24 protein-coding genes and 1 pseudogene are annotated in these 22,617 nt (G+C 70.9%); 10 read left to right on the top strand and 15 right to left on the bottom strand.

The window, feature by feature from the left end; genetic code table 11:
• Positions 1-2 precede the first annotated feature (2 nt).
• The 3 genes from RIC31_RS15060 (at position 3) to RIC31_RS15050 (ending at position 3,154) form a co-directional block, all read left to right on the top strand.
• Positions 3-1,661, top strand: a complete 1,659-nt coding sequence (locus RIC31_RS15060; protein WP_350109133.1) for a nitrite/sulfite reductase — start codon at positions 3-5, stop codon at positions 1,659-1,661.
• Positions 1,648-2,223, top strand: a complete 576-nt coding sequence (locus RIC31_RS15055) for a DUF934 domain-containing protein (RefSeq protein ID WP_350109130.1) — start codon at positions 1,648-1,650, stop codon at positions 2,221-2,223. The genes RIC31_RS15060 and RIC31_RS15055 overlap by 14 nt, the downstream gene beginning before the upstream one ends.
• A 175-nt stretch (positions 2,224-2,398) precedes the next feature.
• Positions 2,399-3,154 carry a phosphoadenylyl-sulfate reductase gene (locus tag RIC31_RS15050; protein WP_350109127.1) on the top strand — a complete coding sequence of 252 codons (756 nt, stop codon included), beginning with the start codon at positions 2,399-2,401 and terminating at the stop codon, positions 3,152-3,154.
• A 158-nt stretch (positions 3,155-3,312) separates the two neighbouring features.
• Here the strand turns inward: RIC31_RS15050 and RIC31_RS15045 are convergent, their stop codons facing one another.
• Entirely contained in the window at positions 3,313-4,326 is a 1,014-nt protein-coding gene (locus tag RIC31_RS15045) for a 1-aminocyclopropane-1-carboxylate deaminase (protein ID WP_350109124.1), read from the bottom strand.
• Between the two features lie 158 nt (positions 4,327-4,484).
• On the opposite strand from RIC31_RS15045, the gene RIC31_RS15040 reads away from it, so the two are divergent.
• Entirely contained in the window at positions 4,485-4,949 is a 465-nt protein-coding gene (locus tag RIC31_RS15040; RefSeq protein ID WP_350109121.1) for an Lrp/AsnC family transcriptional regulator, read from the top strand.
• Positions 4,950-5,147: 198 nt separating this feature from the next.
• On the opposite strand, the pseudogene RIC31_RS15035 reads toward RIC31_RS15040, so the two are convergent.
• Positions 5,148-5,402: pseudogene (locus RIC31_RS15035) on the bottom strand (ketopantoate reductase C-terminal domain-containing protein); the annotation flags it as partial.
• Positions 5,403-5,438: 36 nt separating this feature from the next.
• Positions 5,439-5,957: a PAS domain-containing protein gene (locus tag RIC31_RS15030; protein ID WP_350109118.1), complete on the bottom strand. Its 519-nt coding sequence runs from the start codon at positions 5,955-5,957 to the stop codon at positions 5,439-5,441.
• 270 nt (positions 5,958-6,227) lie between these two features.
• Between RIC31_RS15030 and RIC31_RS15025 the strand changes: the two genes are divergently transcribed.
• The gene (locus RIC31_RS15025) at positions 6,228-7,259 is read left to right on the top strand and encodes a D-cysteine desulfhydrase family protein (protein WP_350109115.1); all 1,032 of its coding nucleotides are present in this window, start codon (positions 6,228-6,230) and stop codon (positions 7,257-7,259) included.
• A gap of 7 nt (positions 7,260-7,266) precedes the next feature.
• Here the strand turns inward: RIC31_RS15025 and RIC31_RS15020 are convergent, their stop codons facing one another.
• The 3 genes from RIC31_RS15020 to RIC31_RS15010 form a co-directional block, all read right to left on the bottom strand.
• Positions 7,267-7,794 (bottom strand): PAS domain-containing protein, encoded by a 528-nt coding sequence (locus tag RIC31_RS15020; protein ID WP_350109112.1) that lies wholly within the window; start codon positions 7,792-7,794, stop codon positions 7,267-7,269.
• Between the two features lie 137 nt (positions 7,795-7,931).
• Positions 7,932-8,711: an SDR family oxidoreductase gene (locus tag RIC31_RS15015; protein WP_350109109.1), complete on the bottom strand. Its 780-nt coding sequence runs from the start codon at positions 8,709-8,711 to the stop codon at positions 7,932-7,934.
• A 28-nt stretch (positions 8,712-8,739) separates the two neighbouring features.
• Positions 8,740-9,501, bottom strand: a complete 762-nt coding sequence (locus RIC31_RS15010; protein WP_350109106.1) for an aspartate/glutamate racemase family protein — start codon at positions 9,499-9,501, stop codon at positions 8,740-8,742.
• Positions 9,502-9,669: 168 nt separating this feature from the next.
• Between RIC31_RS15010 and RIC31_RS15005 the strand changes: the two genes are divergently transcribed.
• Positions 9,670-10,134 carry a PAS domain-containing protein gene (locus RIC31_RS15005; RefSeq protein ID WP_350109103.1) on the top strand — a complete coding sequence of 155 codons (465 nt, stop codon included), beginning with the start codon at positions 9,670-9,672 and terminating at the stop codon, positions 10,132-10,134.
• A 31-nt stretch (positions 10,135-10,165) separates the two neighbouring features.
• On the opposite strand, the gene RIC31_RS15000 is transcribed toward RIC31_RS15005, so the two are convergent.
• Positions 10,166-10,951 carry a class II aldolase/adducin family protein gene (locus RIC31_RS15000; RefSeq protein ID WP_350109100.1) on the bottom strand — a complete coding sequence of 262 codons (786 nt, stop codon included), beginning with the start codon at positions 10,949-10,951 and terminating at the stop codon, positions 10,166-10,168.
• Positions 10,952-11,020: 69 nt separating this feature from the next.
• Positions 11,021-11,431: a VOC family protein gene (locus RIC31_RS14995; RefSeq protein WP_350109098.1), complete on the bottom strand. Its 411-nt coding sequence runs from the start codon at positions 11,429-11,431 to the stop codon at positions 11,021-11,023.
• Between the two features lie 59 nt (positions 11,432-11,490).
• Here RIC31_RS14995 and RIC31_RS14990 point away from each other — a divergent pair, with 59 nt between their 5' ends.
• Positions 11,491-12,693, top strand: a complete 1,203-nt coding sequence (locus RIC31_RS14990) for a winged helix-turn-helix domain-containing protein (protein ID WP_350109095.1) — start codon at positions 11,491-11,493, stop codon at positions 12,691-12,693.
• A gap of 252 nt (positions 12,694-12,945) precedes the next feature.
• On the opposite strand, the gene RIC31_RS14985 is transcribed toward RIC31_RS14990, so the two are convergent.
• Positions 12,946-13,899, bottom strand: coding sequence for a PLP-dependent cysteine synthase family protein (locus RIC31_RS14985; RefSeq protein WP_350109092.1), 954 nt, complete (start codon positions 13,897-13,899; stop codon positions 12,946-12,948).
• A gap of 79 nt (positions 13,900-13,978) precedes the next feature.
• Between RIC31_RS14985 and RIC31_RS14980 the strand changes: the two genes are divergently transcribed.
• On the top strand, positions 13,979-14,917 hold the full coding sequence (locus RIC31_RS14980) for a LysR family transcriptional regulator (protein ID WP_350109089.1): 939 nt from the start codon (positions 13,979-13,981) through the stop codon (positions 14,915-14,917).
• A gap of 182 nt (positions 14,918-15,099) precedes the next feature.
• On the opposite strand, the gene RIC31_RS14975 is transcribed toward RIC31_RS14980, so the two are convergent.
• The 3 genes from RIC31_RS14975 to RIC31_RS14965 all read right to left on the bottom strand — a co-directional run bounded on the left by RIC31_RS14975 (position 15,100) and on the right by RIC31_RS14965 (position 17,223).
• Entirely contained in the window at positions 15,100-16,062 is a 963-nt protein-coding gene (locus RIC31_RS14975; RefSeq protein ID WP_350109086.1) for a dimethylarginine dimethylaminohydrolase family protein, read from the bottom strand.
• Positions 16,063-16,139: 77 nt separating this feature from the next.
• Positions 16,140-16,565, bottom strand: coding sequence for a hypothetical protein (locus RIC31_RS14970; RefSeq protein WP_350109083.1), 426 nt, complete (start codon positions 16,563-16,565; stop codon positions 16,140-16,142).
• 61 nt (positions 16,566-16,626) lie between these two features.
• Positions 16,627-17,223: a helix-turn-helix transcriptional regulator gene (locus tag RIC31_RS14965; RefSeq protein WP_350109080.1), complete on the bottom strand. Its 597-nt coding sequence runs from the start codon at positions 17,221-17,223 to the stop codon at positions 16,627-16,629.
• Between the two features lie 78 nt (positions 17,224-17,301).
• Here RIC31_RS14965 and RIC31_RS14960 point away from each other — a divergent pair, with 78 nt between their 5' ends.
• Together RIC31_RS14960 and RIC31_RS14955 are read left to right on the top strand one after the other, a co-directional pair.
• Positions 17,302-18,855, top strand: coding sequence for an adenosine deaminase family protein (locus RIC31_RS14960; protein ID WP_350109076.1), 1,554 nt, complete (start codon positions 17,302-17,304; stop codon positions 18,853-18,855).
• Positions 18,852-19,247, top strand: a complete 396-nt coding sequence (locus tag RIC31_RS14955) for a DUF2306 domain-containing protein (protein ID WP_350109073.1) — start codon at positions 18,852-18,854, stop codon at positions 19,245-19,247. Before RIC31_RS14960 ends, RIC31_RS14955 begins: the two co-directional genes overlap by 4 nt.
• 171 nt (positions 19,248-19,418) lie before the next feature.
• On the opposite strand, the gene RIC31_RS14950 is transcribed toward RIC31_RS14955, so the two are convergent.
• Genes RIC31_RS14950 through RIC31_RS14940 form a run of 3 tightly spaced genes read right to left on the bottom strand, consistent with a single transcriptional unit; the run spans position 19,419 to position 22,516 of the window.
• Complete coding sequence (locus tag RIC31_RS14950; protein ID WP_350109071.1) at positions 19,419-20,549, bottom strand: CaiB/BaiF CoA transferase family protein; 1,131 nt, start codon at positions 20,547-20,549, stop codon at positions 19,419-19,421.
• A 16-nt stretch (positions 20,550-20,565) separates the two neighbouring features.
• A complete protein-coding gene (locus RIC31_RS14945; protein WP_350109068.1) occupies positions 20,566-21,513 on the bottom strand; it encodes a hydroxymethylglutaryl-CoA lyase in 948 nt (315 codons plus the stop codon).
• A gap of 16 nt (positions 21,514-21,529) precedes the next feature.
• Positions 21,530-22,516, bottom strand: coding sequence for an SMP-30/gluconolactonase/LRE family protein (locus RIC31_RS14940; protein ID WP_350109065.1), 987 nt, complete (start codon positions 22,514-22,516; stop codon positions 21,530-21,532).
• Between the last annotated feature and the right edge of the window lie 101 nt (positions 22,517-22,617).

Genomic DNA, 22,617 nt, shown 5'->3' with positions numbered 1-22,617 from the left:
ACATGTACCGCTACGACGAATTCGACCACACCTTCGTGACCCAGCGGGTCGAGCAGTTCCGCGAGCAGGTCGCCCGCCGGATCAGCGGCGAGCTGAGCGAGGACGAGTTCAAGCCGCTGCGCCTGATGAACGGCCTGTACCTGCAGCTGCACGCCTACATGCTGCGGGTCGCCATCCCCTACGGCACCCTGTCGGCCCGGCAGCTGCGCCAGCTCGCCTACATCGCCCGGCGCTACGACCGCGGCTACGGCCACTTCACGACCCGCCAGAACATCCAGTTCAACTGGCCGACCCTGTCCGACACCCCGGACATCCTGGCCGACCTGGCGGCGGTCGAGATGCACGCCATCCAGACCAGCGGCAACTGCATCAGGAACACCACCGCCGACGCCACCGCCGGCGTCGCCGACGACGAGGTCGCCGACTCCCGGATCTACTGCGAGATCATCCGGCAGTGGTCGACCCTGCACCCGGAATTCTCGTTCCTGCCGCGCAAGTTCAAGATCGCGGTGACCGGCTCCGGCCGCGACCGCGCCGTGACCGCCGCCCACGACATCGGGCTGCGCATGAAGCGCGATGCCGACGGCAACCCCGGCTTCGAGGTGCTGGTCGGCGGCGGCCAGGGACGCACCCCGGTGCTGGCCGCGAAGATCCGCGACTTCCTGCCCGAGCAGCACCTGCTGTCCTACCTCGAGGCGATCCTGCGCGTGTACAACCAGCTCGGCCGCCGCGACAACATCTACAAGGCCCGCATCAAGATCCTGGTGCGCGAGACCGGGGCCGAGGAGTTCGCCCGGCTGGTCGAGGAGGAGTGGGCGCATATCCGCGACGGCGAACTGCGGCTGCCGGCCGACGAGATCGAGCGCATCCGCGGCTATTTCGCGCCGCCGGCCTACCAGACGCTCGACGATTCCTGCCTGGAGCTGGCGGTCCAGCGCGCCGGCAACCGCGGCTTCGACGCCTGGGTCCGGAGCAACGTCGAGGCCCACAAGCGCCCCGGCTACGCCATCGCCACGATCTCGCTGAAGCCGCATGGCGGCATCCCCGGCGACGCCTCGGCCGAGCAGATGGAGGCCGTCGCCGACCTCGCGGACCGCTACGGCTTCGGCGAGATCCGCGTCACCTACAAGCAGAACCTGCTGCTGCCGGACCTGCGCAAGCACGACCTGTTCGCAGTCTGGCAGGCGCTGGTCGCGGCCGGACTGGCGACCGCCAACTCGCACCGGCTGTCCGACATCATCGCCTGCCCGGGCCTGGACTACTGCAACCTGGCGAACGCCCGGTCGATCCCGATCGCCCAGGTCATCAGCACGCGCTTCGCCGACCTGGAGCGCGAGCAGGCGGTCGGCAACGTCACCGTCAACATCTCCGGCTGCATCAACGCCTGCGCCCATCACCACGTCGCCAACATCGGCATCCTCGGCGTCGATAAGAAGGGCAAGGAGTTCTACCAGGTCACCCTCGGCGGGGCCGCCGACGAGAACGCCGCGATCGGTGACATCGTCGGCCCGGCCTTCGACGAGGAGCAGATCGCCGGCGCGGTCGAGACCGTCGTCGACGTCTACCTCGCCGAGCGCCGCGACGCCGACGAATCCTTCATCGACACCTACCGCCGCATCGGCCTCAAGCCGTTCAAGGAGAAGCTCTATGCCGCTCATTAAGAACGGAGCCCCGCTCCAGGATCCGTGGTTCACGGCCGCCGGCGAAGGCGACCTCGACCGTGACGGCCCGTTGCTGGTGCCACTCGAGCTGTGGCAGGAGCACCGCGACCGGCTGTCCGGCCGGGTCGGCCCGGTCGGGGTGCGGCTGGCCAGCCACCAGTCGCCGGCGCTGATCGCCGACGACCTGGACCGCCTCGACCTGGTGGTGCTGGAGTTCCCGAAATTCACCGACGGCCGGGCATATTCCTACGCCCGCCTGCTGCGCGAGCGGCACCGCTTCAGCGGCGAGATCCGGGCGGTCGGCCACATCCTGCGCGACCAGTTCGCCTTCCTGCAGCGCTGCGGCTTCGACGCGCTGGAGGTCGACGAGCGGGCGGCCGCCGGCTGGCAGGCGGCGACCTCGGCGTTCAGCGCCTGGTACCAGCCGGCCGCCGACAGCCAGGCGCCGATCCCGGCACGCCGGCGCTACGCGGTGCCGGCGCGGTCGACCGCCGCGGTCATCCGCTCCGAGCCGATGGCGGCGCCGGAACCCGCCGTATGCGCGGCAAACTGGGCGTACTGAGCTGGACGCGACTGAGCAGCGGGTGGGTTCCGGAGCCTGGCGTTGACGCGCCCTCTCCGGAATGACGGAAATCAAGTGTCGTCATCCCGGAGAGTCCCGGACTTGATCCGGGATGGCTCCGGGACCCACGGTGCGACGGGCGCAGACCAGCAGATCTCCAACCGGGAAGACCGAGATGTATCGGGATCCGACCACCGAGCCGGCGGACAGCGGTCCGCCGAACGCCCCTTCCGTTGCCCGCAGCTATGCCGCCGCCTGGGACCGGGCGTTCGGCCGGCTCGACGGCGAGGCGCTGCTGGAAGCGATGATCACCCGGGTGTTCCCGGGCCGGATCGCCCTGGTCTCGTCGTTCGGCGCCGAGGCGGCGGTGTTGCTGGACATGGCGGCCCGCATCGACCGCTCGGTGCCGGTGCTGTTCCTGGACACCGGCAAGCATTTCGACGCCACCCTGAACTACCGCGACATCCTGGCCCGTCGCTTCGGCTTCACCGACCTGCGCAACCTGCGCCCGGATTCCGCCGACCTGCGGCACGCCGACCCGGACGGCAACCTGCACCGCCACGATCCCGACGCCTGCTGCCACATCCGCAAGGTGGTGCCGCTGGAGCGCGCGCTGACGGGTTTCGACGCCTGGATCACCGGCCGCAAGCGCTTCCAGGGCGCCGACCGGTCGCGGCTGAGCCCGATCGAGGTGATCGACGACCGGGTCAAGGTGAACCCGCTGGCCGGCTGGACCGCCGGGCAGGTGGAGGACGCGTTCCGCCACCGCAACCTGCCGCGCCACCCGCTGTTCGAGGACGGCTACCGTTCGATCGGCTGCGCGCCCTGCACCCGTCGGGTGACGGCCGGCGAGGACGCCCGCGGCGGCCGCTGGGCCGGGCTCGGCAAGACCGAGTGCGGGATCCATCGCGGGGCGGCGGCTTCGGGCTGAGACGCCGGTCGCTCCGTAGGTTCCGGCTCCGTTCCGCCTACGGCGACCCGGTCCGGAATGACGTCCACTAGAACAACTCGTCATTCCGAACGGACGCGCCGCCCTCGGCGCGGCCGAGCCGGAACCCACCCGCCACCTCGTTGTCCTGGACTACACCCTCACCCGTTGCGGTACACGTAGCTGTAGCCGTTGATCGCCGGCACGCCGCCGAGATGGGCGTAGAGGACCCTGGAGCCGGCCGCGAAGAAGCCCTTGCGCACCAGGTCGATCATCCCCTGCATGGATTTTCCCTCGTAGACCGGGTCGGTCATCATGCCCTCGAGCCGGGCCGCCATGCGGATCGCCTCGTTGGTCTCGGCCGACGGCACGCCGTAGACCGGGTAGGCGTATTCGGTCTTCAGCACCACCTCGTCGTCCTCGATGGCGCGGCCGAGGCCGACCAGATCCGCCGTGCCGCGGGCGATCTCCAGGACCTGCTCGCGGGTCTGCTCCGGGGTGCAGGACGCGTCGATGCCGATGACGTTGCGGGCCCGGCCGTCGGCGGCGAAGCCGACCACCATGCCGGCGTGGGTCGAGCCGGTGACAGTGCACACGACCACGTAGTCGAACTTGAAGCCGAGCTCGGCCTCCTGGGCCCGGACCTCCTCGGCAAAGCCGACATAGCCGAGGCCGCCGAGCGGGTGCACCGAGGCGCCGGCCGGGATCGCGTAGGGCCGGCCGCCCTTGGCCTTCACGTCCTCGATGGCGTTTTCCCAGCTCTCGCGGATGCCGATGTCGAAACCCTCGTCGACCAGTTCGATCTGGGCCCCCATCACCCGGCTCATCAGGATGTTGCCGACCCGGTCGTAGACCGCGTCCTCGAACGGCACCCAGCTCTCCTGCACCAGCCGGCACTTCATGCCGAGCTTGGCCGCCACCGCCGCCACCTGGCGGGTGTGGTTGGACTGCACGCCGCCGATCGACACCAGGGTGTCGGCGTTCGATCGGATCGCGTCCGGGACGATGTATTCCAGCTTGCGCAGCTTGTTGCCGCCGAAGGCCAGGCCGGAGTTGCAGTCGTCGCGCTTGGCGAAGATCTGCACGCCACCGCCGAGATGGGCGGACAGCCGCTCCAGCTTCTCGATCGGCGTCGGGCCGAAGGTGAGGGGATAGCGTTCGAACTTCTCCAACATGGCGGTCGCTCCTGGCGCCTCAACGAGAGCGCCAGACTAGCGGCTTCGGCTCGGAAGGTGCTTCCGAAGTGGACCCTCGATTCGAATGGACTGGACGGCCAACTGCCGGATATATCCTCAATTGCATCGAGCTGATCGGATTTTCGGGAGATTCTTTCATGGATCGCGGGCTGGACCGAACCGACCTGAAGATTCTCCGCCTGCTGCAGGCCGACGGCCGGCTCAGCAATGCCGAGATCGCCGCCCGGTCCGGCACCAGCCCGGCGACCTGCCACCGCCGCACCCAGCGCCTGCTGGCCGAGGGCTACGTCAAGTCGGTGCGCGCCCAGATCGCGCCGGATCGGGTCGACCGTGGCGCCCTGGTGATCGTCGGCGTGGTGCTCGACCGCTCGACGCCGGAGAGCTTCGCGGCCTTCGAGACCGCGATCGAGGGGCTGGACTTCATCCTCGACTGCCACCTGGTGGCCGGCGATTTCGACTACTTCCTGAAGATCCGGGTGCGAGACATCGCGGACTTCAGCCGCCTGCACGCCGAACGCCTGCTGCCGCTGCCGGGGGTGCGCCAGACCCGGACGTTCTTCGTGATGAAGGAGGTCACCGACAACGCGCCGCTGGCGTTCTGAGCGGGCGCCCGTCGCGTCGTGGGTTCCGGATCCGTCCCGCCTCCGGCAGTCCGGTCCGGAATGACGATGGAAGGAGGGCTTCTCCCCTTCCGTCATTCCGGGCAAGCCCAAGCGCGACCCGGGACCCACCCCGCGACGGGCGCTCTCCTGGAACGCCAGCCCGTAGGCCCCGGCCTTGAAGCCGCGCAGCTTCACCAGCCCCAGCACCGCGTCGATGGTCGGGGTCGGGACCTCGGTCGGGCGGCCGAGTTCCTGGGCTGCCGTCACCAGGGCGTCGATCTCCATGGCCCGGCCGCGCTCCAGGTCCTGCGGCATCGAGGTCTTGTGGGCGCCGAGCGCCGCGAGCGCGGCGCCGGTGCCGCACTGTCCGTGCCTAGGCTCTCCCTCGGAAGCGTTCTGGTGGCGCGGCCGGAATGCACAGTCCCGGCCTGTCGTACAGGGCCGCCATTCCACGGCCGAGCCGGCTCCGGCGCATGGCCCCCGAGCGGCTCAACGCCCGAGGGCGCCGAACTCGGCCAGGACCAGAACAATGTCGAGACGCTCGCCATCGTCCGACAGCGGCAGGCGGAGCACCCGGAAGCGGCGGGACACGGCCTCCCGGTTGATGAAGTCGTGCCGCAGGTATTGCGGCTCCAGGTCCTGCGCCATGCGCATCAGGTCGGCCTGCAGGATCTTCGCGAACGGCTCGGGCTCGAGGTCCAGGACCCGCACGCCCCTCAGCCGCATGCCGTGGATGTGGTCCGCCGCGGTGCCCGCGAGCCGGTACCGGAAGTCGAGGGGATCCCGTTCGACGTCGATCAGCAGCAGATGCGGCAACAGGGCCGCCGGCAGGTCTACCGGGTCGATATCGGCCCGGCTGGGCGCCACCCGGTCGCGCCGCCGGTCCGCCCAGTACCCGAAAAGCGGTCGGAAGAACTCGAAGTCGGCCGCGTCCGGAACGATCTCGAGCGCAGTGCGCTGGACCACCGTCGCGCCGCTCAACTCGAAGGTGTCCGTCGAAGAAGCCATCCCGGGCGTTCCCCCATCTGCATTTTGCAGCTGGTCGCACTCACGCTTCGCATCCCGCCTCGCTTCCGGAGGCTCACGACATATGACGCGACGGGGCCCCGGAGTCCACATGGTTGCGATTCGCCAGGTCCACTATCGTACCGTGACCGGCCAGAACCAGGCCCCTTCCCGGCCGGTCTTCGCCGGCAGCCGGGCGGCGGGTAGTCTGGCGGGTTCGCGCCGCACGCCGTCCTGGCGGTCCGCGGCGCGGCGCTTGCGGGGGAGACTTCCATGTCCGACGCCATCGACCGCCTGATCGCCCCGTTCCCGAGGACCCGGCTGCTTTCCTGGGCCACGCCGGTCGAGGCGCTGCCCCGCCTCGGCGACCGGCTGGGGATCGACCTGCGCGTCAAACGCGACGACCTGACCGGCATCGCGTTCGGCGGCAACAAGGTCCGCAAGCTGGAGTTCTATCTCGGCCAGGCGCGGCACGAAGGCGCCGATACCCTGCTGATCACCGGTGCGGTGCAGAGCAACTTCGTCCGCGTCGCCGCCGCCTGCGCCGCCCGCCTCGGCATGGACTGCCACGTCCAGCTGGAGGAGCGGGTTCCCGGGCAGGGCGACACCTACCGCAGTTCGGGCAACGTGCTGCTCGACGACCTGCTCGGCGCCACCCGGTACAGCTATCCGGTCGGCGAGGACGAAGCGGGTGCCGATGCCCGCCTGCACGAGATCGCCGCGGACCTGACGCACCGGGGCCGACGGCCCTACGTGATCCCGCTCAGTCCCGGGCATCCGCCGCTCGGTTCGCTCGGCTATCTCGTCTGCGCCGCCGAACTGATGGCGCAGGGCGCCCTGGACGTCGACACGATCGTGCTGGGTTCGGGCAGCGGGCTGACCCATTCGGGCCTGCTGTTCGGGCTGCGGACGCTGGGCTGGCGCGGCCGGGTGGTCGGCATATGCGTGCGCCGGGCCGCCGCGGCCCAGGCCGAACGGCTGCTGCGCCACTGCGAGCGGCTGGCGGCGCTCCTGCAGGTCGCAGTGCCGGTCGGCCCGGGCGATATCGAGGTGCATGACGACGTGCTGGCGCCCGGCTACGGGCAGGTCAACGACCCGGTCGCCGACGCGATGCGCCTGGCGGCCCGCCTCGATGGGATGCTGGTCGACCCGGTCTATACCGCGCGGGCGCTGGCAGGCCTGATCGCCTGCGCCGCCGACGGCCGGATCGCGGCCGGCAGCCGCGCGCTGTTCCTGCACACCGGCGGCCTGCCCGCCCTGTTCGCCTACGAGACCGACCTGCGGTCGCGGGTGCTGAACGGCTGAGCGGCGGTCAGGGAATTCCGGCGCCGATGTCGATGAACTCGCGCTCGAACACGTGGAAGCTGGTGGTGGCGCCGTGGTCGGGCCAGTTTCCGGGGGTCTCGTCGATCCGCGTGCCGACGAACACCATCTGCATCCCGGCGCCGTCGTCGCGCCGGAACGGGAATCCCACGGTCTCGACCGTCAGCGTCTTGCCGTTGCCGTACCGGTTCTCGCCCAGCACGCGCATGCCGCAGGGCTGGCTGGCCGGGACGATGAAACCCTCATACGCGGCCTGCCGCCGTGCCGGCTCCACCAGTTCGAGGTAGTCGCGGCCGGTCGGGTCGAACCCGAAGCTCGACACCATGCCGGTGCCCATCAACCGGATCCGCACGATCCCGGGTTCCGAGAGGTCGCAGATCAGCATGTGCGGGAGCAGCCGCGGAATCGCCAACGGGTCGAACACCGATCGTGACGGCACCACGGTCTCGCGCGGCAGCGACAGCCAGTGGCGCGCCCAGGCGCGGCTCCCCTCGGTGACGAAAGCCTTGGTGTCCATCTCTCCTGACCGGGCAGGACTCGCGGCAAGACCCACGCACATGACGACTTGTTCCAGGACCTCCGGGCCGTGGCGGCCACATGCCGCCACGGCAGAGACTAACGATCATGCCTTAAGTCCCGGTTAACGAGCGTTTCTCAGAACGAGGCCTGGTAAAGCCCGCCGTCCAGCAGCAGGTTCTGGCCGGTGATGTAGCCGGCCCGGGCGCTGCACAGGAACGCCGCCGCGTCGCCGAACTCGGCCGGGTCGCCGGCGCGCCGGGCCGGGACCGTGGCGACCCGCTCCGCATGCATGGCGTCATGCGACTTGCCCTGCGCCTTGGCGGTGGCGTCGATGCCGGCCCGGTAGCGGTCGGTGTCGAAGTAGCCGGGCAGGATGTTGTTGATGGTGACGTTCGCGTGCGCCACCGAACGCGAGACGCCGGCCAGGAAGGCCGTCAGCCCGGCGCGCGCGCCGCTCGACAGGTCGAGGCCGAAGATCGGCATCTTCACCGAGACCGAGGTGATGTTGACGATCCGGCCGAACCGGCGCTCGACCATGCCGTCGACCGAGCGCTGGATCAGTTCGATCGGGGTCACCATGTTGGCGGTCACACCCTTCAGCATGGCCTCCCGGTCGATCTCCCGGAAGTCCTTGAACGGCGGTCCGCCGGCGTTGGTGATCAGGATGTCCGGCTCCGGGCAGGCCGCGAACAGGGCGTCCTGGCCGTCCCGGGTGGTGACGTCGGCGGCCACCGGAATCACCTGGGCCCCGGTCTCGCGGGCCAGTGCCTCGGCCCGCTCCGCCAGCTTCCCGGCGTCGATGCCGTTCATCACCACGACGCAGCCGGCCCGCGCCAGCGACCCGGCGATCGCCCGGCCGAGCCCCCGGCTCGACCCGCACACGATGGCCTTGCGGCCGCTGATTCCCAGATCCATGGCTTCCTCCCTCGATGTCGCGCCGACTCTATCCGTGCCCGTCGCTGCGCTCCACCCACGCCGTGAGCGACGGCGACAACCCCTGGGACGGCTTCGCAGGCGGCCGCGCGAAACTGCCGCGCGACGCCGGCCGGGGCGCCAGGTCGACCATCGCCTCGGCCAGCCGCACCGCGCAGGAGACGCCGTCCAGCACCGGCACCGGGATCTCCTGCGCCACCGTGCTGGCCAGGCCGGCGATCGGGCCGCCGCCCATGATCACCACCTCGGCGCCGTGCCGGTCGATCACCTCGTGGCAGGCCTCGACCAGCTTGCGGCCGGTCTGCTCCTTGGCGGCAGTGATGTCCGACGGCGGCACGTCGAGCGGCCGGACCGCGACCAGGCGGCCGGCCAGGCCGTGCTCCTCGGCGCATTCGCGGTACCAGACCCCGAGCCGCGGGGTCAGGCAGACGATGGCGTAGCGCCGCCCGAGGGTGTAGGCGGTCAGGAAGGCCGCCTCGGAGATTCCGATCACCGGGATCTCCAGCATCTCCTTGGCCGCGAACAGGCCCGGGTCGCCGAAGGCCGAGACGACGGCGGCGTCGCATCCGGGCGAATGCTCGGCCAGGGCGTCCAGCACCGCGTGGCCGGCGATCGCCGCCTCGACCCGGTTCTCGACATACAGGGTTCCGAAGCGGGCGGTCGCGGCCACGATCTCGGTGTCGGCCGAGGCGACGCGCCGGGCCTCCTCGACCATGGTCGCGGTGATCGCCTCGGTGACGTTCGGATTAAGAACCAGGATTCGCCGTGCCATGCCAACCGCCGACCTTGCCTTAGGAATCCAGCATAGCCGTGCGGCAGGATCATGCGAGCCCAAGTTCCGGCAACCTGGGATCGACCGCGGCGCCGATTCGCGGCATCCTGTCTGCAACACTTTGTCGAAAATGCCTCGAATCGCAGGATGTCCCTCGGTGCAGCGCCCGTGACCGACAATCCGGATCAGCAAGTCGACGTGCTGCCGCCGTCCACGGACGGGCGTGCCCGTGCGTTGCTCGAGCGATGGTCGGCCAGTTGCCTCGACGGCGTGCCGCCGGACCGCGAGACGCTGGACGTGTTCGAACTCCGTCCGTGGCTGGGCCACATCAGCATCTACGAGGCCCTGGACGGCGGCGCCGACTTCCAGATCCGGCTCGAGGGCAGCCGGGTCAGCCAGATGACCGGCGAGGACTGGACCGGCCGTCGGGCGAGCCAGGTCGACGAGAGGTTCGGCACCGAGCTGGTGGCCATCATGCGCGGGGTGATTCGAACCGGCAGCCCCAGCCTGCACATCACGCGGATCTACCAGCGCGAGTTCCGCCGCGCGGTCCGCATGCTGCTGCCGATGCGCAGCCGCCCGGGCGCGCCGGTCGACCAGATCTTCATGGCCCTCTACCTGGACCCGAAGTGACGGGTCCGATCGGAGGACGCCGGCCGGGGGCTCACTCCCGGAACGGCACGCCGAGCCGGTCGAGCTTCCGCATCCACGCCCCGAGTTCGAGCTGGCCATAGCCGCCGAACCGCGTGCCGACCGGTTTCTGCGACCGGGTGCGCTCGACGATCGACGACGGGATCCGGATGACCTCGGCCTGGCCGCCGGCCTGGGCCAGCACCTGCACCCGGCAGGCACGCTCCAGGTTGTACATGTGGAAGAACGCCTCGGCGACGGTCTCGCCGACGGTCAGGGTGCCGTGGTTGCGCAGGATCATCGCCTTGCGGTCTCCGAGGTCGGCGACCAGCCGCGGCTTCTCGTCGTCGTCGAGCGCCAGCCCCTCGTAGTCGTGATAGGCGACGCCGCCGGGCAGGAACATGCCGAACTGCGAGGCGTCCAGCAGGCCCTCGCGCTGGCACGAGACCGCGACGCCGGAGTCGGTGTGCAGGTGGATCACGCAATGCGCCTCGGGCGCCATCTCGTGGATCGCGCCGTGGATCACGAAGCCGGCGTGGTTGATCGGATAGCCGGTGTCCTCGACGATGTTGCCTGCTAGGTCGATCTTCACCAGGTTGGACGCGGTGACCTCCTCGTACATCAGCCCGAACGGGTTGATCAGGAAGTGATGGTCGGGCCCCGGTATCCGCGCCGAGATGTGGGTGTAGATCAGGTCGTCCATGCCCTGCAGGCCGAAGATCCGGTAGACCGCGGCAAGTTCCTCGCGGACGGTCTGCTCCTCCGGCGACCGGGTCTTCGGCCGCTTGGCGCCGGGCTGTGCGAGCGATGTGACGGACATGACGATCCTCCCGATCTCGTGGCAGGCGGCAATCCTAGGCCGGGCCGCGCGGGCGGTCCACGGCAAGACTCAGGCGCTGCCGTCGTAGTCGGTCAGGTCGGCCTCCTCGTCTGCCGGGAAGTCGATGTGCAGGTGGTTGCCGTCGGCGTCGTGGATGTTCACCTGGCGGATCTCGAAATCCGGCAGCACCCGGCAGTAATAGGCGACCTTGTTGCGGCGCAGATGGGCCAGGAAGTCGCCGAGCCCGGTGGCGCTCATCGCATAGTGCTCGAGCCGCTGGTCGGGCCGGTACTCGGGCGGCGATTCGCGGGTACCGATCAGGTGCACGACGGCTTGGTCGCCGGCATACATCCACGCGCCCGGGAAATCGAAACCGGGCCGCGGCCCCTGCCGGAGCCCCATGACGCGCTCGTAGAAGTCGATCTGCCGCGGCAGCTCCTCGGTTCGAATGTTGACGTGGTCGAGCTTGTGGACTGGCATCGCTATCCTCCCGTGCCGGCGTTTTCGCCAGCATAGCGCGGAAAGCGGATTCTACGACCATGACCGACCGGGTGAGCAACGCCGACCTGCGACGCCTGTTCCTGGAGCGCCACGCGCTCGCCGACCCGCCCGGCGGGCCGCTGACCCGCGACGGCCTGGACGCCCTGATCGAGCGCCTGGGCTTCGTGCAGGTCGACACCATCTCGACCCTGGAGCAGGCCCATCACCACATCCTGTTCACCCGCGCCAACGGCTACCGCAAGCCGCAGCTCAAGCACCTGCTGGAGAAGCGGCGCTCGCTGTTCGAGCACTGGACCCATGACGCCTCGGTGATCCCGACCCGCTTCTATCCGTACTGGAAGCCGCGGTTCCAGCGTCGGGCCGCGCGCATTGCCGGAAGCCGGCACTGGATCGAGCGGTTCAACGGCCGGCAGGACGCGGTGCTGGACGAGATCCGGCAGCGGGTCAGGGAGAACGGCCCGGTCGGCTCGCGCGACGTCACCCCGGACGACGACGAGGAGCGTGGCGCCTGGTGGGGCTGGACCCCGTCCAAGGCGGCGCTCGAATACCTCTGGCATACCGGCGAGTTCGCGGTCACCGCGCGCCGCGGATTCTCCAAGCTCTACGACCTGGCCGAGCGGGTCATCCCGGACGAGCACCGCGAGCCCGAGCCGACCCACGAGGACATGGTCGACTGGACCTGCCGCGAGGCGATCGCCCGACTGGGGGTCGCCAGCCATTCCGAGGTCGCGGGGTTCTTCGAGGCGGCATCCCCCGACGAGGCCAAGGCGTGGTGCGCGGCGGCCGGACCCTCGGTACTGCGGCGCATCGAGATCGAGCATGCCGACGGATCGGTACGCGAGGTATTCGCCCGGCCCGACGTGCTCGAGCTGGTGCGCGCCGCCCCCGAGCCACCGGCCCGGGTGCGCTTCCTGTCGCCGTTCGACCCGATGATCCGCGACCGCGACCGCGCCCAGCGCTTCTTCGGCTTCGACTACCGGTTCGAGGCCTTCGTGCCGGCCGCCAGGCGGGTCTGGGGCTACTACGTCCTGCCGATGCTGGAGCGCGACCGGCTGATCGGCCGGATCGAGCTGAAGGCGCACCGGGACCGGAGCGAGCTGGAGGTCCGCGGCTTCTGGCTGGAGCCGCGCGTGCGCGCGGCGGCGTCACGGATGGCCCGGATCGATGCGGAGGTCGAGCGGTGGCGGGCCTTTGCCGGCCTGGATCGGGTGACCTGGTCGGCCCGCCGAGATACTGGGTAAAAATTGCCGTGTAGTTGATTGAAATACGGCAATTTATTCCCATTGATTGTATTGCCGAGTGGTTCCTAAAATTGAAATCGGGAGTTGGGGCGATACGCACGACGGAGAGCTGCCGTGGAAATCGCTATCTGGATTGTCGGCATCTGGTTCGCCCTGTCACTCGTCGCGTCCCCCTTGATCGCGGTGCTCGGACGCGCCAACGACGGGCCGTCCCGGCACGGTCGCTGACCTCGCGGACGGGCTCGAACGGCGTCAGTTCGACGGCGGCGCGTCCCGGTACAGGGCGGTGCTGAGGTACTTGATCCCGGAATCGCACATCACCGTCACCACGGTCGCCTCCGGCCCCAGCCGACCGGCGACCGCCAGCGCGGCGACCAGGTTGGCGCCCGTCGAGGTGCCGGCGAACAGGCCCTCGACCGCGGCAAGCCTGCGGGCCATGGCCATCGCCCGGTCGGTCGACACCGCCACGATCTCCGAGATCGCCGACCGGTCCCACAGCGGCACCACGAAGCCGGCGCCGACCCCCTCGATGCGGTGAACCCCGGAGGCGCCGCCGGACAGCACCGCCGACTCCGCCGGCTCGACGGCCACCGTGTGGATATCCGGACGGCGCGCCCGTAGTGCCTCCGCGACGCCGCGGACCGACGCCGCGGTCCCGGTGCTCTGCACGAAGGCGTCGACCCGGCCGCCGGTCTGCTCCCAGATCTCCTCGCCCATGCGATGGTAGGCCGACAACTGGTCGGCATTGTTCAGCTGGTCGGTCCAGAAGCCGCCGCTTTGCGCCGTGATCCCGCGCGCCGCCTCGATCATCTCGCGGGTCAGCGCGGCGTTCATCCCGCCGGCGTCGCTGCGGATCACCGTCAGCTCGGCCCCCAGCGCCGCCATGTGGTCGCGCTTCTCCCGGCTGAACGCGTCCGAGGTCACGATGCTGAGCGGATAGCCCTTCACCGCGCAGACCAGCGACAGCGACACCCCGGTGCTGCCGCCGGTGTACTCGACCACGCGCTGCCCGGGTGCCAGCCGGCCGTCGCGCTCGGCGGCGGCCACCATGGCCAGCGCCATGCGGTCCTTCATGCTGCCGGTCGGGTTCTCGCTCTCCAGCTTGACCAGGACCCGGGCGGCGCCGTTCGGGGCCAGGCGCCGGAGCTCGATCAGCGGGGTACCGCCGATGCGGTCGAGAATCGAGGAATGGATCGCTGCGGTCATCGGTCCGGCCCCGGGCTGGGTTGGTCGAGCGACACGCTATGCGGTTCAGTTTCGCTCCGCGAGAGTGTAAATCTGCGCCATGACGGATCGATTCTCATCCATCGACTGGGACGACCTGCGGGTCTTCCTGGCGGTCCACCGGGCCGGCACCCTGCGCGGCGCCGCCCGGGCGCTCGGCGTCAACCATGCCACGGTGACCCGCCGGCTGGCGCTGCTCGAGGACGGCCTGGACACCCGGCTGTTCGACCGCCGGCCGGACGGGCTGGTGGCGTCGCAGGCCGGCGAGGACCTGCTGGGCGCCGCCGAGCGCGTCGAGGTCGAGCTGACGGCGGTGCAGCGTCGGGTCGGCGGCCGCGACCACAGCCTGCACGGCCTGGTCCGCATCAGCGTCCCGCCGGCCATGCTACGGTCGTTCCTGGCCCGCGAGCTGGTCGCCTTCGCCCAGGCGCATCCCGGCATCGAGCTCGAGGTCGACGCCGCCCACAGCTATTCGGACCTGGCGCGGCGCGAGGCCGACGTGGCGATCCGCATGGCCGACGAGGTAACCGAGGATGTCGTCGGGCTGCGGGTGATCCGCTACCGCAAGGCCGTGTATGCCGCGCCCGGCTATCTGGCGACCGCCGGCGGCGGGCGGACCTTCGACCCGGCGGTGCACAGCTGGATCGGCTGGGGCGAGGACCTGCCCTACCCCTCCTGGACCCGGGACACCCCGTTTCCGGAGCTGCCGGTCCGGCACCGGCTGTTCTCCAACATCCTGCAGCTCGAGGCCGCCCGCGAGGGACTGGGACTGACGCTGCTGCCCTGCTTCCTGGGCGAGGCCGAGCCGGGCGTGGTGCGGGTGCCGGGGACCGCGACGCTCGACGGCAAGAGCATCTGGCTGCTGCACCACCGCGACCTCGGCCGGACCGCGCGGGTCCGCACCCTGATCGACCACCTGGCGCCGGCGATCAGGCGGCACCGCCGGCTGATCGAGGGAGCGCCTCCATCAGATACAATTGCGGCAAATACCAAATATTAACTTCCGGGGCCCCATGCTCTCTTGCGACCGTTGAGCGGAGGGAGCGTCTCGCATGGAAATCGCGCTGTGGATCGCGGGTGGTTGGCTCGGCCTGGCGGTCGCCATCGCCGTGTGGGTGGCGGCCTTCATCCGGCGTGGCCGCAACACCAACGCGATGGTGCTGTAGCCACCTCGCCCCGGCGTCACCCGACCGGATCGCGCTGCACCACCCCGGTAAGGCAGCCGATCGCGCCCGCCGCCTTGATCAGTTCCGAGCCGTCGACCGTCACGCACTCGATGCCGGCCGACTCGTAGACCTTCTGCACCGACGGATAGCCGGCCAGCATCAGCACCTTGCGCGGGCCGAGCGTGACCACGTTCAGGGCGCGGTTCAGCACCGAATCCGGCTCGTCCGGCAGCCACACGATGCGGTGACCGCGCTCCTCCAGCGCCCGCACCGTCGCGAACGGCGTGCGCTGCGGCCAGCAGATCGCCAGGTCGCGGTCGACGATCCGCAGCATCCCCATGAAATGCATGGTGCCGTACGGCATGTCGACCGCCAGGGTCTCGATCCCGACCTCCTCCAGCACCGCGGCGATCTGGGCCGCCGCCTCCTCGTTGGTGCGCAGGCCCAGGCCGACCATCGCGGTCTCCGGGTCCAGCCACATCAGGTCGGCGCCCTCGAACACCGCGTTGCCGGTCAGGGTGCGCAGGATCGGCACCCCCAGGTCGGCCAGCCGCCGCGCCACCCAGCGCTCCTCGCCGGCCCGCACGGTCGAGGCCGGCCGCGCCAGGATCGCGCCCTCCGGGGTCATCACGAACAGGTCGGCGCAGAACATCTGGTTCGGGGTCGGCTGGCCGGCCGGATCGACGTAGTCGACCGCCACGCCGTTGGCCCGGTAGGCCTCGGCCATGGCGTCGTGCTGCTCGCCGGCCAGGCCGATGTCGAGCGGCGCCAGCATCTGCACGGAGTCGGGGTCGTCGAGCGCCGCCGCCAACTCGCCGCCCGGACGGTGCAGCACGACCGCGCGCAGCCGGCCGTATTCGCTGTCGATACCGGACGCCGCCCACAGGTCGCCGATCTCCTCGCGATGGCTGCGGGTGCGGCCCTGCCAGCCGGGCCCGCCATAGGCCGAGGTGCCGAAGGTGCTGCCGTCGCTGTCCATGGGGTCTCTCCGCCGGGTGGGATGCGGAGGATCGGCCCGGCCGTCCGGCGCGTCAACAGAAGGCCCGCCGAACCGGATCAGCCGGCGGCGCGGACGCCCCGGGCTGCGGCCAGCGCGTCGCCGAGCGCCCGCAGGAAGCCGTCGCGCGGTACCGCGGCCCGGCCGTCGAGCAGGGCGGCGACCGCGCCGACCAGCCGGGCCTCCGAGGTCCCGCCGGTGTCCATCTCCAGGCGCAGGGCGTGAAGATGCAGCCCGTTGTCCGGATCCAGCATGTCGCGCAGCCTCTCCGGCGGCCCGGGGATCACCCTGACCAGGGCCATTTCCAGGACGCGCTGCAGGTCGACCGGATGGTCGAGGTGCCGGGCCGCCAGCAGGACCGCGACGGCGACCCGCCAGGCCTGCGCCGCCACCCCGTCGTCGACGGCGGCCCCGCCGCGCAGGAATCCGGCGATCTCCCTTGCCGGACCCGGGCGCTGGCGGTGTCCAAGGATGGTTCTGTGCATGCCCGGCAAGCTATCCACGGTGCGGTCGCCCGGCCACGCATAACTTATGCTGCCGATGCCCTCAGGCCTGCGGCGGCTCGCCGTCGAACAGCCGCACCAGCCCCCGCTCCGGGGTCGCGCCGGCCGGCAGGGTGGTGACCAGCCGGACCGGGCTGCCGTCGTTCAGGGTCAGCCGCTCCCACACGCAGTACCCGGTCGCCATGCGGATCGGCGCACCGCGATCGCGGCCGCGGATCCACAGCACCGCGCCGGTGGTGGCGTCGGCGAACCAGCCGAGCCCGTCGAGCCGGCTCTCGGCGTCCCGGATCTCGTCGGTGGCGTATGGGAACAGCGGCTCGCCGTGCAGCTCGCTGGCCGACACCGTCCACTCGGCCTCGCGAGCCGGCGACGCCGCCAGCAGCCGGTGCGTCAGGTCGCAGATCAGGTGGACCGGCAGCGGCGAGGACAGCACCAGCCGCTTCAGGCCGCTGTCGCGCGCCAGGTCGGCGACCGGCGTCAGGATCGGGCCGAGGCGGCGAAGCTGCTCCGGCGACGGTTCGATGGCGCCGGCCTCCCAGCGCGACACCGTGGTCTGGGCGACACCGGCGAGGTCGGCGACCGCCTGCTGCTTCCAGCGCCGCAGGGCGCGCGCGCGTCTGAGGAGCGGACCGATCTTCATGGCTGCGGCCTTCGTGCGAACGACCCGGGCATGATACTACGGATGCCTGTGCTGCAGCGACCATCCGCGGGGGAAACCATGCACGAGTTCGTCCGAGGCCTTGCCGTCATGGCTGCCGGCGCCCTGCTGGCCGCCTGCACCACCGCCGACCCGGCCGGCTGGCCCGCGGTGCCCGGCGACGGCGGCGCCGCCGCGGCCCGCTTCGAGCGGCTGAAGGCCGAGCGCCCGGCCGAGCTGTCCGCCTTCCTGCGCGCCATGCCGAAGGGCGGCGACCTGCACAACCACCTGAGCGGCACGGTCTATGCCGAGAACTTCATCGCCTGGGCGATCGCCGACGGCCGCTGCCTGGTGGTCGCCGAACAGGCGATCGCGCCGGCCCCCTGTGACGCCAAGGCCGGCCGGCCGGCGCTCGCCGAGGCCGTGGAATCCGCCGACGCCTACAACCGCCTGATCGACGCCCTGTCGACCCGCAACTACGCGCTGCGGGAGGTTTCGGGACACGACCAGTTCTTCGAGACCTTCGCCCGCTTCGGCGCCGCCGAGGGCGGTCGCGACGGCGACATGCTGGCCGAGGCGATGGTCCGCGCCGCCGACCAGAACATCGGCTATCTCGAACTCATGCTGTCGCCGGGCATGGCCGCCGCCCGCGCCCTCGGCGCCAGGGTCGGCTGGGACGACGACCTCGCCCGGTTCCGCGGCAGGCTGGAGGCGGCCGGGCTGCCGGCCGTGGTGAGCGGCGCGCGCGACGAATTCACCGCCATGGAGACGCGGGCCAGGGAGATCCTGGACTGCGCCGGCAGCCGCCCGCCGGCCTGCGACGTGACCGTGCGCTACCTCGCCCAGGTGATCCGGGTGTTCCCTAGGGAGCAGGTGTTCGCCCAGACCGCCCTCGCCTTCGCCCTGGTCGCGGCCGACCCGCGCATCGTCGGCCTGAACTTCGTCGCTCCCGAGGACGACCGCACGGCACTCGGCGACTACAGCCTGCACATGCGCATGATCGCGGCACTCGCCGCCGGAACCCCGGGCGTACCCGTGACCCTGCATGCCGGAGAGCTGGCGCTCGGCCTGGTGCCGCCCGAGGACCTGCGGTTCCATATCCGCGAGGCGGTCGAGGTCGCCGGCGCGCGGCGCATCGGCCACGGCGTCGACCTGCTGCACGAGGACCGGCCCTACGACCTGCTGCGGCGCATGGCGGAGGGCGGCATCGCCGTCGAGATCAACCTGACCAGCAACGACGTCATCCTCGGCATCGTCGGCGACGAGCACCCGTTCGAGACCTACCGGGCGCACGGCGTGCCGCTGACCCTGTCGACCGACGACGAGGGCGTGTCGCGCATCGACCTGACCCATGAATACGTCCGGGCCGTGCGGACCTACGACCTCGGCTACGGCGACGTGAAGGCGCTGTCGCGCAACGCCCTGACCTACGCCTTCCTGCCCGGGGTCAGCCTGTGGGCCGACCCGGCCGCCGCCCGCCCGCTCGGCGCCTGCATGCGCGACGACCTGGGCGACCCGAAGCCGTCGCAGCCCTGCGCCGCGGTCCTGGCGCGCAGCGAGAAGGCCCGGGCGCAATGGCGGCTGGAAGCGGCGTTCGAAGTGTTCGAGGCCGAGCAGGCGAAGCTCGCGCCGTGAACGTCGCCCCGGTCCTGTCGGCCGCGCCGGCGGTGCTGCTGCATCTGGTCACCGTACTGCCGGCGGCAGGTATCGGCGCCTGGCTGATCCTGGCCAGCCGCAAGGGTGCCTTGTGGCACCGGCGGCTGGGCTCCCTGTTCCTGGCGCTGATGACCGTCAGCGCGATCAGCGCCGTGTTCGTGCGCGAGATCAATCACGGCGGCTTCAGCTGGATCCACCTGCTGATCCCGGTGACGCTGCTCGGCGTCGGCGGCGGGCTGATCGCTGCCCGGCGGCACGACGTGCGCCGCCACAAGGCGGCGATGCTGGGCCTCTATCTCGGGGCCCTGGTGATCGCCGGCGCCTTCACCCTGGCGCCCGGCCGGCTGCTGCACCGGGTGCTCTTCGGGTAGCCGCCTGCGCCCGTCGCGCCGTGGGTTCCGGCTCTGTCACGCCCTCGGCGATCCAGTCCGGAATGACGGCAGGAGTGAAAGCGTCGGGCACCTTCCCCGCTATGTCGTCATTCCGGAGCGGACCGCCCGTAGGCGGGACGCATCCGGAACCAACGGCGCGACGGGCGCGGATCACAGCCCGCCGAGCACTTCCTCGGTATGCTCGCCGAGCTCCGGCGGCGGCAGGTGGACGGTGCAGGGGGTGTCGGACAGCTTGACCGGGAAGCCGGTCATGCGGATCGGTACCCGGCCGGGACGCGCCGACTCCACCACCATCTCCTGGGCCAGGACCTGCGGGTCGGTGAACACCTCGGTCAGCGGCATCACCCGGCCGGCCGGGCAGCCGGCCTTGTTGATCGCGGCGATCCAGTGGTCGACCGGCCTGGTCCGGGTCACCGCGTTGACCAGGGCGTTCAGCGCCGGCCGGTTGGCCATGCGGCTGGCGTTGTCGCGGAACCGGTCGTCGCCCAGCAGGTCGGACAGCCCGAGCACGCCCAGGAACCGCGCCACCATCACGTCGTGCGACGGCGACACCGCGATCTCGCCGTCGGCAGCCTCGAACAGGCCGTAGGGCGCCACGATCGGGTGGTCGTTGCCGGTCCGCGTCGGATTCCTGCCGGTCGCGAAATACTCGGCCGACAGATAGGCCATCATCGACATCAGGCCGCCGGTCAGGGACGACTCCACCTTCTGGCCACGCCCAGTGCGGTGCCGGGCCTCCAACGCCGCGGTCACGCCGAACGCGCAGTACAGCCCGGCGACCAGGTCGGAGATCGGCGGGGCCGCCCGCCGCGGCGGTCCGTCCGGGTCGCCGTTCACCGCCATGAAGCCGCTCATCGCCTGGGCGATGAAGTCGAAGGCCGGCCGGTCGACATAGGGTCCGGTCGAGCCGTAGCCGTTGACGCTGGCGGTGATCAGACGGGGGTTCAGCTCCTCCAGGCGGGCGTCGTCGAAGCCCATCCGGGCCAGCACGCCGGGCCGGTAGTTCTCGACCAGCACGTCGGCCGTGGCGATCAACTTCGCCAGCGCCGCCTTGCCCTCGTCGGCGTAGAGATCCAGCACCACCGACTTCTTGTTCCTGTTGAACTGGGCGAAGTACCAGGAATAGCCGTCGACGATGGCGCCCTGGGCGCGCACCGGGTCGCCGCCCGGCGGCTCCACCTTGATGACTTCCGCGCCCATGTCGGCGAGCAACTGCGTGCAGAACGGACCCGCGAGAATCCGCGTGAGGTCGACGACCCGAATACCGGCAAGCGCACCCATGTACCTTGTCCCCCGGTCAGCCCGTGGCTGTCCGGACGGATTCCATCGGGTGGACGTCGAGCCGCAACCCGGCCTTCATGAGCTGGCCCGGCAACTCGCGGCCAAGCACCGCCTGCACGTCGCAGGCGAGGTCCATCATCTTGCGCAGGTCGATGCCGGTCTCGATGCCCATCTCGTCGAGCAGGTACAGCAGGTCCTCGGTGCAGATGTTGCCGGTGGCGCGCGGCACGAACGGGCAGCCGCCGGTGCCGCCGAACGCGCTCTCGTAGCGGTCGACACCCTCCGCCAGGCCGGCCATGACGTTCGCCAGGCCGACCCCGCGCGTGTTGTGGAAGTGCAGCACCTGGTACAGCTTCGGCGCCGCCTCGCGGACCGCCTGCACGCGCTGCAGCACCAGCGGCGGGGTCGCCATGCCGGTGGTGTCGCCGAAGGTCATCCCGACGAAGCCCATGTCCTGGTAGGCCCTGGCGATCTTCGCCACGGCCTCGACCGCGACGTCGCCCTCGAACGGGCAGCCGAACGCGGTGGCGATGGCGCCGTGCACCGGGATGCCGGCGTCTCCGGCGATCTTCGCGACCTCCTCGAAGGCCTTGAGGGACTCGGCGACGCTGCAGTTGACGTTCTTCCGGTTGTGGCTCTCCGACGCCGACATGAACACCACGATCTGGTCGACCCCGGCCTCGGCGGCCCGGATGGCGCCGCGGGCGTTCGGCACCAGGGCCGCCAGGATGGTGTCCTTGGAGCGCTTCACGCCCTTCATCACCTCGGCCGCGTCGGCCAGCTGCGGCACCGCCCGCGGCGCCACGAAGGAGGTCGCCTCGATGCGCGGCACGCCGGCCTCGATCAGCCGGTTGATCCAGGCGATCTTGTGCTGGGTCGGCACGAAGGTGGCGTCGGCCTGGATGCCGTCGCGCGGACCGACCTCCGTCACCTGAACCTTGCGGACCTTGGTAAGCTCGGTCATCGAACGTCTCCTGTTCTCAGAATTTCCAGTGCGGCGGCGCGGCACCCGCCACCGGCGACCGGAAGGTCGCCAGGCTGTCGCCGGCCAGCGAGCCGAGATAGGCGGTCTTCAGGTCGGGCCCGCCGAAGGTGATGCTGGCGATGTTGCGCAGCCGGCGGGCGGCGCCGACGTTCATGTCGGCCCGGGTGAACGTGCCGTCGCGCCAGTTCCGCATGCCGGTCTCGACCTCGAGCGGGTCGCAGTCCTCGATAATCACCGTCTGGCTGCCGTCCGGCGCCACCCGCACCACCCGGTTGCTCAGCACGCTGGCGCACCAGATGCCGCCCTCGGCGTCGAACTCGAAGCCGTCGGGGAACACCCCGTCGACATACTCGGCCACGGTCTCGCGCGGGCCCAGGCCGCCGGCGGTCAGCTTCCAGCGCGAGATCCGCCGCGCCATCGTCTCGTTGGCATAGAGCCAGGCACCGGACGGGTCGACCTTCACCTCGTTGGCGTAGCCGAGCCCGTCGGCGACGATCCGCGCCGAGGCCGGATCGCCGGCATCGGCCATGCGGATCACGAAGCCGTCGGCGACGTCGCGGTGGAACGCCCGGTCGCGCGGCGCCCGCCAGGTGCTGACCGAGATCCACACGGTGCCGTCCTCGGCCCGGTGCACGAAGTTCACCGACGGCAGCCGCTGGCCGTCGACCTCGGTCAGGACCGGGTCGCAGCCGCCGTCCGGCCGCAGCCGCCAGGCGCCGCCGGATTCCCCGAGATTGGCGATCAGGAACGAGCCGTCCGGCGCCATCGACCAGCCGTTCGGCATGAAGTCGCCGGGCATGCCGGTGCGGGCCAGCAGCGGCTGCACGCTGCCGTCGGCCGCCAGCCGGGCCACGCCGCCCCCGCCGCCGTCCGGCAGCGCATGGCTGACCCAGATCGCGCCGGCGGCCGTGCATGCCACGCATTCCGGCCGCCGGAGGCCGGATCCGAGGAAGGTCACGTGGTCGAGTGTCAGCGTTGCCATCGGCGCGCACTCTATCCCCGCGCGGCCGGACGGCAAAGCCGAGGTCGCGCAAGAGAGCTTTGCGGGATCGCGACGAAGCGGCCGGATTCGGCCGGGATCCG

The sequence above is a fragment of the Thalassobaculum sp. genome (assembly GCF_040219615.1).
In the GTDB taxonomy this organism is placed as follows: Bacteria; Pseudomonadota; Alphaproteobacteria; order Thalassobaculales; family Thalassobaculaceae; genus Thalassobaculum_A.
The sequence above is the reverse complement of the archived record's forward strand: the minus strand, read 5'-3'. Positions and strand labels throughout refer to the sequence as shown.